This is a genomic window from Streptomyces cinnabarinus (assembly GCF_027270315.1).
Lineage (GTDB): Bacteria > Actinomycetota > Actinomycetes > Streptomycetales > Streptomycetaceae > Streptomyces > Streptomyces cinnabarinus.
On record NZ_CP114413.1, the window covers coordinates 8,273,967 to 8,289,594 of the forward strand.

Annotated in this window: 11 protein-coding genes; 5 read left to right on the forward strand and 6 right to left on the reverse strand. The window is 72.5% G+C overall.

Annotation, left to right across the window (positions count from 1 at the left end):
- The first annotated feature begins 12 nt into the window (after nucleotides 1-12).
- Nucleotides 13-1,473 carry an HAD-IA family hydrolase gene (locus tag STRCI_RS37340; protein ID WP_269663424.1) on the forward strand — a complete coding sequence of 487 codons (1,461 nt, stop codon included), beginning with the start codon at nucleotides 13-15 and terminating at the stop codon, nucleotides 1,471-1,473.
- Between the two features lie 75 nt (nucleotides 1,474-1,548).
- Nucleotides 1,549-2,379, forward strand: a complete 831-nt coding sequence (locus STRCI_RS37345) for an ATP-grasp domain-containing protein (protein ID WP_269663425.1) — start codon at nucleotides 1,549-1,551, stop codon at nucleotides 2,377-2,379.
- Here the strand turns inward: STRCI_RS37345 and STRCI_RS37350 are convergent.
- Nucleotides 2,366-4,804: a polysaccharide lyase 8 family protein gene (locus tag STRCI_RS37350; RefSeq protein ID WP_269663426.1), complete on the reverse strand. Its 2,439-nt coding sequence runs from the start codon at nucleotides 4,802-4,804 to the stop codon at nucleotides 2,366-2,368. The genes STRCI_RS37345 and STRCI_RS37350 overlap by 14 nt on opposite strands.
- A gap of 167 nt (nucleotides 4,805-4,971) precedes the next feature.
- On the opposite strand from STRCI_RS37350, the gene STRCI_RS37355 reads away from it, so the two are divergent.
- Nucleotides 4,972-5,652 carry a peptidoglycan-binding domain-containing protein gene (locus STRCI_RS37355; RefSeq protein WP_269663427.1) on the forward strand — a complete coding sequence of 227 codons (681 nt, stop codon included), beginning with the start codon at nucleotides 4,972-4,974 and terminating at the stop codon, nucleotides 5,650-5,652.
- A gap of 322 nt (nucleotides 5,653-5,974) precedes the next feature.
- On the opposite strand, the gene STRCI_RS37360 is transcribed toward STRCI_RS37355, so the two are convergent.
- From STRCI_RS37360 to STRCI_RS37380, 5 genes are all read right to left on the reverse strand, one after another.
- On the reverse strand, nucleotides 5,975-6,343 hold the full coding sequence (locus tag STRCI_RS37360) for a hypothetical protein (RefSeq protein ID WP_269663428.1): 369 nt from the start codon (nucleotides 6,341-6,343) through the stop codon (nucleotides 5,975-5,977).
- Nucleotides 6,344-6,687: 344 nt separating this feature from the next.
- Nucleotides 6,688-7,608 (reverse strand): MurR/RpiR family transcriptional regulator, encoded by a 921-nt coding sequence (locus STRCI_RS37365; protein WP_269663429.1) that lies wholly within the window; start codon nucleotides 7,606-7,608, stop codon nucleotides 6,688-6,690.
- 142 nt (nucleotides 7,609-7,750) lie between these two features.
- Nucleotides 7,751-9,439, reverse strand: coding sequence for a phospholipid carrier-dependent glycosyltransferase (locus STRCI_RS37370; protein ID WP_269663430.1), 1,689 nt, complete (start codon nucleotides 9,437-9,439; stop codon nucleotides 7,751-7,753).
- Nucleotides 9,440-9,531: 92 nt separating this feature from the next.
- Nucleotides 9,532-11,460, reverse strand: coding sequence for a phosphatase PAP2 family protein (locus STRCI_RS37375; RefSeq protein ID WP_269663431.1), 1,929 nt, complete (start codon nucleotides 11,458-11,460; stop codon nucleotides 9,532-9,534).
- Nucleotides 11,461-11,591: 131 nt separating this feature from the next.
- The gene (locus STRCI_RS37380; RefSeq protein ID WP_269663432.1) at nucleotides 11,592-12,500 is read right to left on the reverse strand and encodes an N-acetylglucosamine kinase; all 909 of its coding nucleotides are present in this window, start codon (nucleotides 12,498-12,500) and stop codon (nucleotides 11,592-11,594) included.
- Between the two features lie 313 nt (nucleotides 12,501-12,813).
- On the opposite strand from STRCI_RS37380, the gene STRCI_RS37385 reads away from it, so the two are divergent.
- Both STRCI_RS37385 and STRCI_RS37390 read left to right on the forward strand, forming a co-directional pair.
- Entirely contained in the window at nucleotides 12,814-13,935 is a 1,122-nt protein-coding gene (locus tag STRCI_RS37385; protein ID WP_269663433.1) for an ROK family transcriptional regulator, read from the forward strand.
- A gap of 268 nt (nucleotides 13,936-14,203) precedes the next feature.
- Nucleotides 14,204-15,535: an ABC transporter substrate-binding protein gene (locus STRCI_RS37390; RefSeq protein WP_269663434.1), complete on the forward strand. Its 1,332-nt coding sequence runs from the start codon at nucleotides 14,204-14,206 to the stop codon at nucleotides 15,533-15,535.
- Nucleotides 15,536-15,628: the final 93 nt, after the last annotated feature.

A 15,628-nucleotide genomic window follows, 5' to 3' on the forward strand; every position in this document is an offset into this window, starting at 1 on the left:
GAAAGGACCTTCATGCCCGCCCCGGCCCACCGCGTCCTCGTCGTCGGCATCGACGGCGTACGCCTCGACACCCTGAACCGGCTGGCCACCCCGCACCTGGACGCCCTGGCCGCCGAGGGCTTCCGCGCCCCCGTGGAGGTCGACGCGCGCACGCCCACCATGTCCGGCCCGTGCTGGGCGACCGTCGTCACCGGTGTCACGGTCGCCCGGCACGGGGTGTGGAGCAACGACTTCACCGGCCACCGCCTGGACGTCTTCCCCGACTTCGCGACCCGCCTCGCCGTCCAGGGCGGCCTGCGCACCTTCGTCGCCGCGGGCTGGCAGCCCCTGCTGCAGGCCCGCGCGGGCGGCCCCCTGTTCGCCGCCCCCTCCCGGTCCGTGTACATCTCACCCACCGCGGACACCCCGGAAGCCTGGGAGCACTGCGACGAACAGATCACCGACGCGGCCGTACGACTCCTCGCCGACCCCGACGACGACACCGCCGCCTCCTTCGTCTACCTCGGCGCACCCGACGAGACCGCCCACTTCCTCGGCTGCGGCGGCCCTTACGAGGCCGCGATCCGCCGGGCCGACGCCCGCCTCGGCCGCCTGCTGGAGGCCGTCCGCTCCCGGCCGTCGTACGCCGGTGAGCAGTGGACCGTGCTGGTCGTCACCGACCACGGCCATGTCGACGCGGGCGGCCACGGCGGCCGTACGGCCGAGGAGCGCACGGCGTGGCTCGTCGCCGCCGGACCCGGGATCGGCGCACCGGCCCGCACGCTGCGGCACGTGGACGTCGCCGCCCAGGTGTTCGCCGCGCTCGGCCGCCATCCCGACCGGCACTGGACGCTCGACGGAACGCCGTTCGCGGCCGCCCCGCACGCCGTGCTGCTCGACATGGACGGCACACTCGTCGACACCGAGACCCTGTGGCTGCGCACGGTCCGCGAGGCCGCGCCGGGCATCGAGCCGGACGCCCTCCTGCAAGCCCTCGGCCGCTCGGCCGCCGACACCGCGGCCCTGTTGCACCCCGCGGACCCGGACACCGTGGCGGCAGAGCTCGAAGCCCGCTTCCTCGCCGCCGTCCAGCGCGAGACCGCCCCGCTGCCCGGCGCGCTCGACCTCCTCGACCTGCTCCAGGACCTCGCCATCCCGGCCGCCCTCGTCTCGGCGTCCTCCCGCCCGGTCGTGGACGCCGTCCTGAAAACCCTTGGCGGCGACCGGTTCCGCGCCACGGTCGCCGAGGGCGAGACCCCGCGCACCAAACCGGCCGCCGACCCCTACCTCGCCGTCGCCCGGGCGCTCGGTGTCGACCCCGCCGCCTGCCTGGCCGTCGAGGACTCGCCGACCGGCGTCAGCGCCGCCGAGGCCGCGGGATGCCGCGTCCTCGCCGTCCCCTCCCACCCGCCCATCGAGCCGGGCCCCCGGCGCACGGTCCGCCGCGGCCTCGCGGGAATCGGCAGGCGGGAGCTGTGGGCGGCGGGACTGTGACGCCGTAAACCCGACATTTGTTCGGTGTGGGGCGGCATGCATACGATCGGCTCCCGTCCGTCCCGAGGAGCCCGTATGCCGACCGCCCGCCGCAGCCTGCTGTACGTCACCGACCTGGCCTATCCGGCCCGCGGGCGCCGCTACTGCGACGAGGACATCCAGCTCACCGCCGCCCTGCGCGAGGACTTCGACCTCGCCCTGTGCCACCCGCGGGACACGGTCGCGCTCATGGACGGCTTCGACGCCGTCGTCGTACGCAACAGCGGGCCGGTCCTCGCCTACCAGCAGGACTACGACGCCTTCCGCGCGCGGGCGGCCGAGAACGGGGCCCTCGTCTACAACGAGCTGACCGGGCGCGCCGACATGGCGGGCAAGCAGTACCTGCTCGACCTGACCGCCGAGGGCTTCCCGGTCATCCCGACCGTCGACCGGCCCGAGGACCTGGCGCGGCTGCCGCAGGCCGAGCGCTACGTCGTCAAGCCCAAACTCGGTGCCGACTCGATAGGGCTGGAGATCGTCACCGGGGAGCGGGCCCGCGAGCTGGCCGACGGCAGCGTCCTGGTCCAGCCGTGCGTCGATTTCGCCTACGAGGTCTCCTTCTACTTCGTCGACCACCACTTCCAGTACGCCTTGAACGCCCCGCGCCCGGACCGCCGCTGGGAGCTCAAGACCTACGAACCCACCGGCGCCGACCTGGAGTTCGCCCGGCGCTTCGTCGACTGGAACGGCATCGGCCACGGCATCCAGCGCGTCGACGCCTGCCGCGCCCCCGGCGGGGAGCTGCTGCTGGTGGAGCTGGAGGACCTCAACCCGTATCTGTCCCTGGACGCCCTTGACGCGTCGCGAAGGGACGCCTTCGTGGCAGCGATGAAGGCGTCCCTGCACGGGATGTTCAGCCGAGCCTGACCGTGACGCGCTGGGTGGCGCCCGCCGTCGCGCTGAGGTCGCCGAAGGCGAGCGTCAGGGAGGCACCGGTCGTCGCCGAGGTCACGGTGGCCGGTCTGGACGTCACCGAGGCGACGGCACGGTTCCAGGTGAGGGTCAGGCTCGTCCGCGTGCGCATCGGATCGCTGACGCAGATCACCGCGGTGCCGTCACTCCGCTCCTGGATCAGCACGCAGCACGGGTCGCTCGCGACGAGATCGCCCACGGTGCCGCCGAACCAGAAGTTGACCCCGGTGAAGCCGAGCGAGGCAACGGCCACGCCCTGCTGGTCGTCGGTGTTGGCGAGGACGTTCACCCAGCCGGTGGCGGCGGCCCGCGCCTGGGTCTGCGCCGCCGTAGCGCCCGGCATCAGCAGGTAGGCGTAGGTGCCGGCGGTCGGGTCGGTGCCGTGGTCGACGTACATGGTCAGGTACTTGCGGTTCAGCACGGTGGTGGAGCCGCCCTTGTTGATGTCGCTCCAGCGGCCGTCGCGCGCCTCGCGCAGCGCCTTGACGTTCGCCCCGCCGGGGAAGACATAGCCGCCGTGGCCGCCGATGTGCGCCCACCGGGTGCCGGTGAGCGTCTGCGACCAGGGGTAGGCGAGCGGCGTGGTGGTGCCGTCCACCGTGAAGGGGCTGTTGCCGGTGGGGCCGAGGTTGCGGTTGTCGACGGTCGTCTCCACCGGGGTGCCGTCGGTGCAGCGGATGCCCGCGCCGAGGCAGACCACCGTGTCGTCGAGGAAGAACCACGACTTCTTCGCCAGCAGCGTGGACTGAAGTCCCTTCAGATACTGGCCGATCGCCGCCCGCTGTCCGTCGGTGGTGCCGCCCACCCAGTTCACGTCGGGCAGCGAGGCGCCCCAGTCACCGCCGGCGGCGTCCGCGAGGACCTTGCGCGAGGCGGTGGTGCCGGGCAGCCGGCAGGGGTCGACGGTGGGCCAGAAGGCGTCGCTGTACTGGCCGTTGCCGAAGGTGTCGCCCCACCAGTAGAGCAGTCCGGAACCGGTGTGCCAGCCGCGCAGGTTCTCGCCGTTGCCGGTCTCGTAGTACGTGATCCTGCGGTCGGCCATGCTCAGCGAGGCGGCCCAGCCGGGTCTGCGGTGGGTGGCGCGGGCCATGCCGGTGAACAGGCGGTGCCCGGTCGGCTCGGCGATCGGTGCGATCGTCGTGTCGTCCAGGACCGACTTCAGCCGGGCCAGGTGCGACAGACCGATCGAGGGGTTGCTCATCGGCGGGCTGTAGTAGTCGCGTTGCAGCCAGCCCTTGACCAGGCCGCGCCAACGGGCCGACTCGGTCGTGCTCGCGCCCTGTCCGAGCAGAACGATCGAGGCGAGGATCGGATGACCGCGCAGGTGATCGTCCTGCTGGATCTGCTTGCTGTCGGACGCGGACAGTCCCCGGCTGATCGCCCGGCCGGAGACCCCGTCCATGACCAGGCCGTTGTAGAGGAACGGCGCCCACGCGTGCTCCACCGCGTCGAACACGATCTGCCGCTTGGCGTCGGTGACCGCCCAGGTCGACTCGTTGAGCAGTGCGAACAGCAGCCCGAGCCCGCCGAGCAGCACAGAGCCGTAGGAGCCGGTGTAGGGCACGGTGGTGTGCTGGATGAACGATCCGTCGGTGTACAGCCCGTCCCCACTGCTGACATAGGGGAAGACAGGGGAGAGGGCGTCCCGGGCGAGCGCCACCTTCGCGGCGCTGCCCCCAACGATGCCGCGCAGCGCCAGCACCCGGCACAGGTCGACCCGGTTGGCGCCAGTGCTGGTCCCGGTGTAGGCGGCGACCGCTGAATCGGGCACGAAGTGGTCCACCGCCGCGCAATAGTCGGCGATCCGGGCCGCGGTGAGCGAGTCGTACATCAGGACGCAGACGTCGAGCAGCGCCTGCGGGGCGCCGATCTGCCAGCTGTACCAGTTGCCGTAGCGGGTCTGGTCCTTGTTGTACACCTCGGTGCCGAGGTGATCGAGGCCGGTCAGAATGGCCGTTCTGAGCGTGCTGTCGCCGGTCAGTCCGGTGCCGGGCCGGCTGTACGCCTGGGCGAGCGTGCTGAGCCGGTTGTAGCTGGAGTTGAGGTTGCCGGAGTAGCCGTACGACTCCTGGTCGGTGTCGGGTTCGGGGTCGGCGTACACCAGGTCCGGCCAGAGGGATCCGGCGGCCGGTGCCATGGTGGAGCGCAACTGGCCCGCGGTGCTGCCGAGTTCGGCGAGCCGGCTCTTGAAGGGTTCGGCGGTGGGGCTGAACCCCTCGCCGAGGATCAGGGTGCGCCACTTCGCGCGGAGGGCCGCGAACTCGTCCGCCTCCTCAGCGGCGGACTCCTGGGCGGCGGCGACCGGGGTGGGCAGGGTGACGGAGAGAGCGCTTGCGGTGCTCGCGGTCAGAAAGCCGCGACGTGACCAACGAGTCGTCATGACGGCGGTTTCTAGCACGCCATCGATCAAACGCTCAATAACTCTGGCTGAATTGATCGTATCGATCGTTTGGTGGTGGGGAGGTGGCTGAACTCCCGGGGTGGCGGCCCCGTATCACTCATCGGAGTGATTTCGCCCCCTGTGCACGGGACGGAAGGAAACCGAACGTGGAGAACACCGACCCACCCCTCGAACCGGCCCGAGTCCTGCGCCCCCGTCGCACCGACGCCCTCGCCGACCTGTTCCGCGAGCCGGCCGAGGACTCCGGGCCCTACGAGCCCGTCCCGCTGCCCACGCCACCCCACGGCTCGGATGCCGACACCCAGGAACTGCCGCCCGTCCCCGCAGCCGCCCCCGTCCCCGCCCCAGAACCCGGTGGCCGCCCCCGCAGCGGCCGCGTCCAGCCCCGCGCCGCCGTCGCGGTCGCCGTGACCGCCGCGGCCCTGCTCGGCTTCGGTGCCGCCCTGGCTCTGCCCCAGGACAAGGACGAAGGCCGCCCGGAGGCGGGCACCGCGCCCGCACCTCCCGCGACGTCCTCACCGACCCCGACCCCGACCCCGACCCCGACGGACTGGGACGCGTCCGACCCCAACGCCCCCGACCCCGACGGCCCCGGCACCCTGCGCGAAGGCGACAGCGGCCCCGAGGTCATCGAGCTCCAGCAGCGCCTGCTGGCGGTCCCGGACGTCTACACCGCCGGTTCCGCCAGCGGTGTCTACGACGCGACGCTCAGGGAGGCCGTGGCCCGCTTCCAGCTCTGGTACGGCATCAGCGGCGACGAGACCGGCGTCTACGGCAACGACACGCGACGCTCGCTGGAGTCCCGCAACACCAGGGTGGGTGGCTGACGCGGACCGGCCGGGCGGCCCTTCGAACGCGGGGCAAGGGGTAGGGAAAGCGGCGCGAACGCTGTGTCACCGGGCGTCACCATGGGTGGCGGGGCCGCGCACCCGGCGCCCGGCCCGCTCCTAGCCGAAAGCCCTCCCCGATGAACGGCTCCCGCGTCCCGGGCCTGCTGTTGCCCGCCCTCTTCCTGCTGGCCCTGACCGTGGGCGTCGTCTGGTACTGGCTCCACCGGCACGACGACTGACGAGCGGCGATGTCAGCGGGCTCCGACGCGCCGGGTTCCGTGACACGCGTACGACGGCCGCACGGCCACCGTGCCCGCGCTCAGCGGCGCTCGACCAGCGCCTGCGACACCGCCCGCACGCTCCGGGCGATGTGCTGGAGCTGCATGACCTCCGCGGCGTAGAGCTTGATCGTGTGCTCGATGACCGACTCGGGCATGCCGAGGGCGGGAAGGTCGGCACGGGCGGTCTGGAGCGCGGTGCGGGCGACGCGGATCTCCTGCTGGACCTGGATCTGCGCATGACGGGCGAGCAGGACGGGGTGCCGGATCAGCGCGGGGTAGCTGGCGTAGCGCGCCGGGACCAGTTCGCGCAGCCACTTGGCCGCCGAGCGCTCCCAGTCGTAGGTGCCCGGCGTCTTGACCTGGCAGGGCCAGTCCGAGGTGGTGCGCGTGGTCGTCAGGGTTGCCATGGTGCTCGCTTCCGGGTGTGCGGCGTCGTGAGGGGTGGTCACGACGAGGTCGGGGCGGCCCCGGCCTAGGGGATGACCGGGGCCGCCCGGCCGAACACCCTGGGCGCCGACGCGGGTAGGAGACGGCGGCTGCGGGTGCCCGTCGCGGAGCCCGCGGGGCCGACTGGGTGCGCACAACGGATGGGGTGTCGTGCGCATGAGCGGACGTCGGCTTCCTGCGAGCTGGTGCGGCGTGGAGAAGTATTTATATATGCCGTCCGCTTTGCAAGACGTATGAAAACATTCATGCTCGAAAAGGGGTGGAAGCTGCCGCTGTGAGATGGTTTGGCGGAAGTGGCGGGAGGTCAGTCCCGCAGGAAGAACTGGTGCTGGTCGGAGATGTGCTCGTACTCCTCCAGCCGGGCCTGCGTACGCTCCGGGTCCGCGTCCGTCATGGCCTGGAGCAGTGCCGCGGCCATCACGCCCGGCGCGGCGTAGGAGTCGAAGACCAGCCGGGATCCGGTGCCGGTGGCGAAGACGACGTCGGCCGAGTCGGCCACCGGCCCGAGCGCCAGGTCGGTGACGAGCGCGATCCGCAGCCCGGCGCTGCGCGCCACCCGCACCGCGGTGAGCGTCTCCTGGGCGTGCCGCGGCATCGAGAAGGCCAGCACCCAGGTGCCGCCCGCCTCGCGGGACTGGAGCAGCGCGTCGTAGGCGACGCTGCCGCCCCGAGTCACCAGGCGGACGTCGGGGTGGATACGGCGGGCGGCGTAGGCGAAGTACTCGGCCAGCGACGCCGAGATGCGCAGGCCCAGGATGGTCAGCGGGGTCGACCGGGACAGCTCGCGGCCGACGGCGATCAGCTGGTCGGGGTCGCCGAAGTCGCGCCGCAGGTTCTCCAGGTTGTCGATCTCGGCGTCGACGGCGGCCTGGAGTTCGTTGCTGCTGTTCTCCTCGGCCCCCGGGCCGCCCGCGAGCGCGCCGAGCGCGATGGCCTGGAGCTTTTCCCGCAGCGCGGGGTAACCGGTGAAGCCGACCGCCGCGGCGAAGCGAGTGACCGAGGGCTGACTGACCCCGACCCGCTCGGCGAGATCGGTGATCGACAGGAAGGCGGCCTCGGTGATGTTCTCGATCAGGTACTGGGCGATACGGCGCTGCCCCGGGGACAGATGAGGGCCGTCGAAGAGCACTCGGAGCTGGGAAGTCGGGGAAGCCTCCGCCTCCGGAGCGGTCTTGCCCGAGGTGATCGCGGATGCCTGTGCGCGTGCCTGCTGCGGCGATGGCACCGGTGCGCCTCCTTTGTCTTCCACAGTGCCTCAACATAGCTCACACACCGTGCTGACCAGGAGCTTGAAAGTGAGCACAGCGGTGGCCGACGTCGCATCCGGGGCCGGTGCCGCGCGTGACCTGGGGGAGGGATCACAACGATCACCGGCGATAAATGGTGATCGAGTGGCCGACCGTATCGATCGGACGGCTGCTGTCGATCAACTCGGCCAGCCGACCGGTCGCCTTGGCCACCGAGGTGTCCGACACGACCAGCAGCCCATGGACCTCCCGCGCGGGCACCTGCCGCGGATCGGCGGCCTCGATGCCGTAGTGCGACGGCACACCGCTGCCCTTGTACACGAGCCAGATCCGCTCGCCCCGGTACCGCTCCTCGCGCAGCCGGTCCGCCAGCCGGCCGAGGTCCTGGCCCCAGTCCACGGCCGCGTCGTGCAGCCGCAGATGCGTCTTCGCGGGGCCGCCGAACGCCTCGTTGGAGTACGGCAGATAGTAGGGATACGTCCGCAGCGAGCTGACCGCCACGAACGTCACCAGCGCCACCAGCGCGACCACCGAGGGCACCTTGAAGCGGCGGCCTCTCTCCACGGCCGGCAGACACCCCGCCGCCACCGCCAGGAACATCGGCACGAACACCGCGTACCGCGTCCCGAAATCCCGCGAGCCCTGCATGGCCGCGGCCAGCAGCACGGCCGTGGGGACGAGGAGGTAGGGCGCCGCGGGCCGCAGCCGTCGTACCGCCAGCACCGTCACGGCGCCCGCCGCCCACAGCGCCAGCATGCCGAGCGGGGTCTTCACCAGCAGCGCGGCCGGGAGGTAGTACCAGAGCGATCCGGTGTAGAGCCGCCCGAACAGAAAGCCCTGCCACGGGTGGTTCTCGAAGGCGAACTGGACGCGCATCCCGTCCCGGTACGCCTCCGGGAACGGCAACAGCTCGACGGCCAGGCCCTTCAGCCCGCGCACCACCGGCACCGGCTGCTCCGGCGCCCAGCGCAGCCGCGGATCCACCATCAGGTACGTGACCCAGACGACGGCCACCGAGGTCAGCGCCAGCACGGCTGCGCCCGCCGCGGCCCGCCGTAGCGCGATGCCGCGGCCCGGCGCCGGCGTCGCCCGCCACACCGACCAGGCAGCCAGGCCCATCAGGACCGGCACCGCGGGCAGGGTGGACATCTTCGTCGCCAGGGCCGCCCCGAGCGCCGCCCCGGCGAGCGGGAGGTACAGCCGGGGGCGCGCGCGGGCCCGCCACAGCAGCCACACCGACGTCAGCAGGAAGCCCGCCGCGGGCACGTCCAGCGTGGCCAGCGAACCGTGCGCGATCAGGTCGGGGCACAGGCAGTACAGGGCCAGGGCGATCAACCCGCCCGCCGGACCGGCCAGTTCGCGCGCGAAGGCGAACACGACCAGACCGAACAGCAGGGTCAGCACGATCACCGGCAGGCGGGCGAACAGCATCAGCCGCCAGGGGTCGTTGCCCGACTCGTACAGCAGATGTCGCCCCACCTGCCCCTGGTCGCCCGCGAACGAGGCGTCGTAACGGGGATCGGCGAGCGCCACCCCGGCCGCCACGACCAGCTTGCCCAGCGGGGGATGCTCGGGGTTGAGGCGCAGGCTGTGCTCATGGAGGTAGACGGCGGCCGTGCCCACGTACACGGGCTCGTCGATGGTCGGCGTCTGCCGTACGGCCGTCGTCACCATCGCGACGGCCATCTGGACGAGCAGCAGGACGGCGAGGAGGGGGACGAACCAGGGGCGGCGCGCGAGTTCACGCGCGCGTGCCGCGGCGGGGACGTCCGCGGGGACATCGGGGCGGGTGTCTACTTCGCTTGCCATCATCCGCCCCGCGATGTCACCGGCCGCACGATGGCGGGAGGGGTGCTGCGCCTCATGCGCCTACTGTGCACCAGCTCCCGCCACCAGCGGCGTCACCGCTTCAGGAGTCGTACCGACAGACCCTCCGCCGTGTACACGGGTACGGCCCGCAGCCGGTCGGAGTTCAGCTCGATCCGGTCGAACCGGCCGCGCAGCGCCGCCGCGTGCAGCACCGGCACCGTGCTGCCCACGGCCGGCGGCCGCTCGGCGTCCAGGTGCAGCGCGAGCACCCCGCCCCGCTCCAGACGGGCGCGCCGCTTCACCCACAGGGCGGGCCCGCGCCCGGCGCGCAGCGTCGTCTCCAGCGTGCCGGAGTCCTGGACGTAGCCGCCCTCGACGCGCGTCGTGGAGGCCACGCGCAGCGTTGCGCCGGCCGCCACCCGGACATCCCCGCGCCCCAGGGCTCGGGACGAGGCGGCGACCAGGGCGCCGCCCTCCACCACCGTGCCGGCGTAGCGGTTGCCGCCCGTGAGTGTGAGCGTGCCGGTGCCGCGCTTGGTCAGGGAGCCGTCGCCGACGATGTCGTTGCGCCAGCTGTCGGCCGCGTGGAAGCCGCCCGCCGCCGCGTCCAGCGTGACCGTGACGTCGGTGTCGAAGGCGCCGTAGCCGTCCGCCGCGGCGAACAGGTCCAGCCGTCCCCACTGCTCGAAGCCGTCGAGCAGGACGTACCCGGAGGGCAGCGCGGTGCTGCGAAGCACCGCGCGCCGCTGCGCCGCGTCCAGATAGGGCAGCCGCGTCTCCAGCAGCACCTCGGCGCCCTTCGGCACGGTCAGCGGGAGGTCACGGCCGCGCCGCGGAAGGATGTACGTCAGACGCGGGCGTACGGAGCGGGCGTTGGACTCCCGGTCGGCGTACGGGTCGGTGTCGGCGCCGGCCGAGTGGGCGTAGGCGTGGAGCTCCTCCCCGCCGGTCCGTGCCTGGAAGTAGGCCAGCGCCTGGGCGCGGGCCGCGGCCTTCAGCTCCGCGTTCGAGGGGTCGGCGAGGGCGGCCGCCGCGAGCGCCGTCGCCATCACCCGGCCGCCGATGACATCGACGGGGGAGTGCATACCGGCCACGATCCGGGTGTCGGCCAGCGCGAAGGCGTGCGTGACCAGCTCCTGGAAGCGCTCGGGGACGGCGTACGCGAACGCCAGACCGGCCAGGTGCAGGGCGTTGGTGTGGCCGCTGGGGAAGCCGCCGTCCTCGGCCGGGTTGGTGCTGCGCTGGCGCAGCAGCTGCGGGGCGACCACGACCTCGGAGTCGTACACCGGGTAGCCGAGCTCGTCCTTGCGGCCGGTGTCGACGATCTCGCTGTTCTCGTTCATCCGCCACGGACGCGGGTACTGGTAGGCGAACTTGGCCGGATTGCCGGAGGCGAACGGGCCGCGCACGGTGTCCACCAACTGGGCCACCTTGCCCAGCTCCGAGCTCTGCGAGCCCGCGCCGAGGGCCGATCCGGCCGGGGCGTCGGCGGGCACGGCGTCGCTGACGGTGGTGGCCGGGGTGCCGTCGGGAGCGCCGGTGATCGAGGTGACCGCCTTGGCGCCGGTCCGGTACAGGTCGGCGAGCGGGCCCAGCGCGGCGATCATCGCGTAGCTCTGGTGCTGGCGGTCGACGACGAACGCCTGCTTCGCCTGCTCCTCGGTCCGCGTGGTCGTGACGCGCACGCAGTGGCGGACGTTGGCGCGCAGCACCTCCGGCAGCAGCGGGGTGCCGGTGTTCCAGGCGTCGCCGGTCCGCCACACCTCGGCGAAGCCGCCGAGGATCCGGACCACCGCGTTGGTCTCCGGGGTGAGGTTCGCGACGACGTTGGTCCGGTAGTCGTCGACGAACGCGGCGGCACCGGCGGCGGCCTTGGCGTCCGCGGCGGCCAGCCAGGTCACGAAGGTGGGGGCGGCCAGCACCCCGGCCGAGGCGCCCAGGGAGGTCCTGAGGAAACCCCTTCGGTTCAGGGCGACTTCACTGACCGGCGCGTGCGACCGGTTCCCGGCGGTGGACGGCATGCGAACTGCCTCTCTTGAGCTCTTCGGCCGTACGGCCGGGGGAGGGGATCGAAGTGATCGACTCGACTCGATTGAGCGAAGATTCACGGCGAGTTGTGTCGGGCGCCGGATCGGTCGGCGACCGGACGGTGTCAGAGAAGTGAACTAGAAAGCGCTATCGCGCCCAGTACCGGTGGAACTCGCAGGGGCGCGGGGCATGCGTGGGGAACGCTTTCCGTCAGCGCGGCCACGAAGGCGTCGTACAGGGCGGGTTGGGCGAGGATCGTGCCGCCCGCGACCACCACGTCGTCGACGGGGACCCCGCGTGAGGCGAGCCGGGCCACCAGCCCCGCCAGCGACCGGCCGCCCTCGGCGACCACGGCACGGGCGAGCGCGGAACCGGCCTCGGCCGCCGCGAACACCACCGGCGCGTGACCGCCCCAGTCCGCGGAGACATCCTGGGCGGACTCCAACGCGGCGCCCAGCGCGGGCACTTCGGCAACCTCGAAGGCGGCGACAAGTCCCTCGGCCAGCGCGTCGGGGGTGTCGCCGCGATCGTGCGCCGCCCAGACGGCCCGTACGGCCTCCCGGACCAGACCGGCCGAGCCGCCCTCGTCGCCGAGGACCGCGCCCCAGCCGCCGACCTGGAGCGGGCTGCCGTCGGGCAGCCGTCCGACGGCGACCGAACCGGTGCCCGCGACCAGGCCGACACCCTTGTCCAGACCGGCGGCGGGCACCAGCAGTTCCGCGTCGCCCACGACCAGTGCCGGGGCGTCGAAGTGCAGTTGCAGCGCGGTGCGGATCTGCGCGCACTGGCGTGGGGTCTCACAGGCGTGTCCGCCGACCGCCACGGCCGCCGGGCGGCTGCCCCGCGGCAGGGACTCGGCGACCAGCGCGGCGAGCCAGCCGGCCGCGGCCACCGGATCGTGCGGCCGCCAGCCGGTACTGGCCCGGACCCGGTCGGCGATCAGGTCCGGGCCCGCGACCGCACGCAGATGCGTCTTGGTGCCGCCCACGTCGATACCGACCACGAGCGGGGCCGGAAGAGAAACGTCCTGCACGGAATCTCTTTCGTCGATGCAGTCGATGCAGTCGAGCCGTTCGAAACACTCGAAACGCTCGAAGCGTGCGCTGCGTTCGTCTGCGACGGCGGGCGAACCGTGGCTGGACAGGAAGTCGGGAAGCCTCGGGACAGGCTTCTGAGGAGTGCGGCAGGCGAGTGCCGCCGGAGTTCGTTAGGAAGTTAACTAACGAAGTAGGGTGCGTCAAGAGGCGCGGAAATCCCGGTGCCGATTGCCCGATCACCCGACGCCGAACGATCCTTGCGGCCGGACGTACGAAGACCGGACGGCCACAGCACGACCTGGGGAGACCATGGACCTGAGCGAGAGCGCGCGTGCGGTGTTCGCCGTGCTGGCCGGGGCGAGCGCCGCCACCCGTCCCCGGCTCGCGGCCGATGCGGGACTGTCGAAACCGACCGTGTCCTCCGCCGTCGCCGAGTTGGAGGCCGTCGGCCTCGCGGCGCACTCCGGCACCGCCGCCGGCGCCACCGGCCGCTCCGCCGCCGTCTACCGGCTGGGCGCCGCCGCCGGCTCCGTCCTCGCCGTCGACCTCGGCCCCGACCGGACCCGGGTGCGCGGCTGCGCCCTCGACGGCACCCTGCTCGCCGAGGGCGACGGCCCCCGGGCCGAGGCCGCCGGCACCGTCCGCACGGTCCTCGCCGCGCTGCCCGCCGACGCGCCGCTGCGCACCGTCGTCGTAGCCGTGGGCGATGTGACCACCCGCGACCGGCACGGCACCGGCATGCGGCCCGCGACCGCCAAGGCCGGACCCGTCTACGACGCCATGGCCGTCGCGCTGCCGCCGGGCGTCCCCGTCCACCTGGAGAACAACGTCAACTGCGCGGCCCTCGCCGAACTGCACGAGGGCGCGGCGCTCGGCCGGGACACCTTCGGCTATCTGCGCATCGGCGTCGGCATCGGTCTCGGCGTCGTCATCGGCGGCCGTGTGCTGCGCGGCGCGAACGGCGCCGCCGGTGAGGTGGCGCGCCTGCCCTACCCCTGGGACGAGGGCCGCGAGCCGCGCCGCGAGGCTCTGGAGGAGCACATCGGCGTGGGGTCCCTGCTGCGGCGTACGGCCGAGGCGTGGCGGGACGCCGACGGGCCCTGTCCGCGGACCGCCGAGGGGCTCTTCGCGCTCGCCGACGAGGGGCACGCCACCGCCGCCGCGGTGGTCGCCCGGCACGCCGCCGACATCGGCCGGCTCGCCGCCGCGGTCTCCGCCGTACTGGATCCGGGCCTGATCGTGCTCGGCGGCGCCGTCGGCGCCCACCCGCAGCTCCTGCCCGGTGTCCGCGCGGCGCTCGCCGAGCTGAGCTGGCCCACCGACGTGGTCAGCAGCGCCCTCGGCGACAACGGCACCGTCGTCGGGGCCACCCGGCTCGCGGTGGCCCGCGGAATCCAAACCGTGACCGGCGGGGACCCGGGCAGGCATTGACGGACTCCGGCCGCTTCTGCCAATGTCCGGACAAGCGCTTTCTGAACCGGCGGGACCCGGTTCAGGGCGGGGCATCGAGCCGTACGACGTACGGCGAGCCGGACGAGGGCGTGCTCGTCCGGACACGGCAGGGACGACGGCCGTGCACCCCCGCCCGTCAGGGCCGCGCGACCGGGCGAGGTCGCGGCAATCCGGAAGGCGCCATCCACAAGGATCCCGAGCCGCATCGGCCGGCGGGCATCCGTCACGCACATCCAGGGAGGACCCGGTGGGTCACCAGATCTCGCGCAGAACCCTCTTCCGCACCGCGAGCGGCCTCGCCGTCGCCGGTACCCTCGGCAGCGCCCTGAGCGCCTGCGGCGGCGGCACCGGCGCCGGCAGCACCAGCAGCGACCTGACCATGATCTGGTGGGGCAGCGACGACCGGCACGCGGCGTACAAGAAGGCGCTGGCCTCCTTCCAGAAGTCGAACCCGAAGATCAAGATCCGGGAGACGTACTCCGGCTACGACGGGTACTTCGACAAGTTCAACACCAACATCGCCGGCGGCAGCGCCCCCGACCTGCTCCAGATGGACACCGCGCTGGTCGCCCAGTACGCGCGCAAGGGCGTGCTCGCCCCGCTCGACTCCTACGTCGGCAAGGCGCTCGACCTCACCGGCTTCTCCAAGACCCTGCTCGCCGCGGGCACCGTCGACGGCAAGCTCTACGGCGTCCCCTCCGGCATCGGCGTCAACCAGCTCACCGTCAACCGCAGCGCCCTGGAGGAGCTCGGCCTGGAGCTGCCCGACCGCGAGTGGACCTGGGCCGACCTCAAGGCGATCTCCACCCAGGTCTACAAGAAGAGCGGCGGCAAGACCTACGGCGTCGACGACGGCGGTGGCGGGACCCTCCAGGCCTTCGAGGTCTTCGCCCGCGAGCACGGCGAGACGTTCTTCTCCGACGACGGCAAGAAGCTCGGGTTCACCTCCGAGACGCTGCAGGAGTGGTGGGAGTACTGGGCGGACATGCGCAAGGCGAACGCCTCCCCGCCGCCCGCGATCACCTCCGCCGCGCACAACGACCTCACCAAGAACGCGGTCGTCATCGGCAAGGCCCTGTTCACCTTCGACTCCGGTGTCTACGGCGCGGGCGGCTCCATCACCGACGCGCAGCTGGACTTCCTGCCCACCCCGCAGGGCGACTTCTCGGGCGCCCGCGAGGGCAACTTCGTCAACGGTGGTGTGCTGCTCAGCGCGACCAAGGCGAGCAAGAAGGTCGCCGACTCGGTGAAGATCATGGACTTCTTCGCGCAGGACGAGACCGCGATCAAGGACATGCAGCTGCTGCGGGGTATCCCGCCGACGGAGAAGGCCCGCGGCCTGATCGCCTCGGGGCTGACCGAGACGGACAAGCTGAACATGGAGAACGCGGACTACATCGCGCAGCGGGTGTCCAAGGCGAGCAATGCGCTGCCGGCGCCGGTGCCGCCGCCGCAGGGGGCTGATCAGATCTGGGATCTGTTGTTCCAGTCCAATCTGGCGGTCGCCTTTGGCAAGAAGTCGATCAAGGCTCAGCTCGGGGAGTTCTTTGATCAGGCTTCGGGGATTTTGGGCGGATAGGCGCTACTGGGGCTGCCGCGACAGGTCGGCCGGCGGGTGCTCGTTCGTCGTGGCTTGTCGCGCAGTCCCCCGCGCCCCTTAGGGAGTGCGGCA

What these genes read in the sequence shown, in the direction of transcription:
- STRCI_RS37340 (WP_269663424.1), top strand. Translation starts at nt 13, where the DNA reads ATGCCCGCCCCGGCCCACCGCGTCCTCGTCGTCGGCATCGACGGCGTA.
- STRCI_RS37345 (WP_269663425.1), top strand. Translation starts at nt 1,549, where the DNA reads ATGCCGACCGCCCGCCGCAGCCTGCTGTACGTCACCGACCTGGCCTAT.
- STRCI_RS37350 (WP_269663426.1), bottom strand. Translation starts at nt 4,804, where the DNA reads ATGACGACTCGTTGGTCACGTCGCGGCTTTCTGACCGCGAGCACCGCA.
- STRCI_RS37360 (WP_269663428.1), bottom strand. Translation starts at nt 6,343, where the DNA reads ATGGCAACCCTGACGACCACGCGCACCACCTCGGACTGGCCCTGCCAG.
- STRCI_RS37370 (WP_269663430.1), bottom strand. Translation starts at nt 9,439, where the DNA reads ATGGCAAGCGAAGTAGACACCCGCCCCGATGTCCCCGCGGACGTCCCC.
- STRCI_RS37375 (WP_269663431.1), bottom strand. Translation starts at nt 11,460, where the DNA reads ATGCCGTCCACCGCCGGGAACCGGTCGCACGCGCCGGTCAGTGAAGTC.
- STRCI_RS37385 (WP_269663433.1), top strand. Translation starts at nt 12,814, where the DNA reads ATGGACCTGAGCGAGAGCGCGCGTGCGGTGTTCGCCGTGCTGGCCGGG.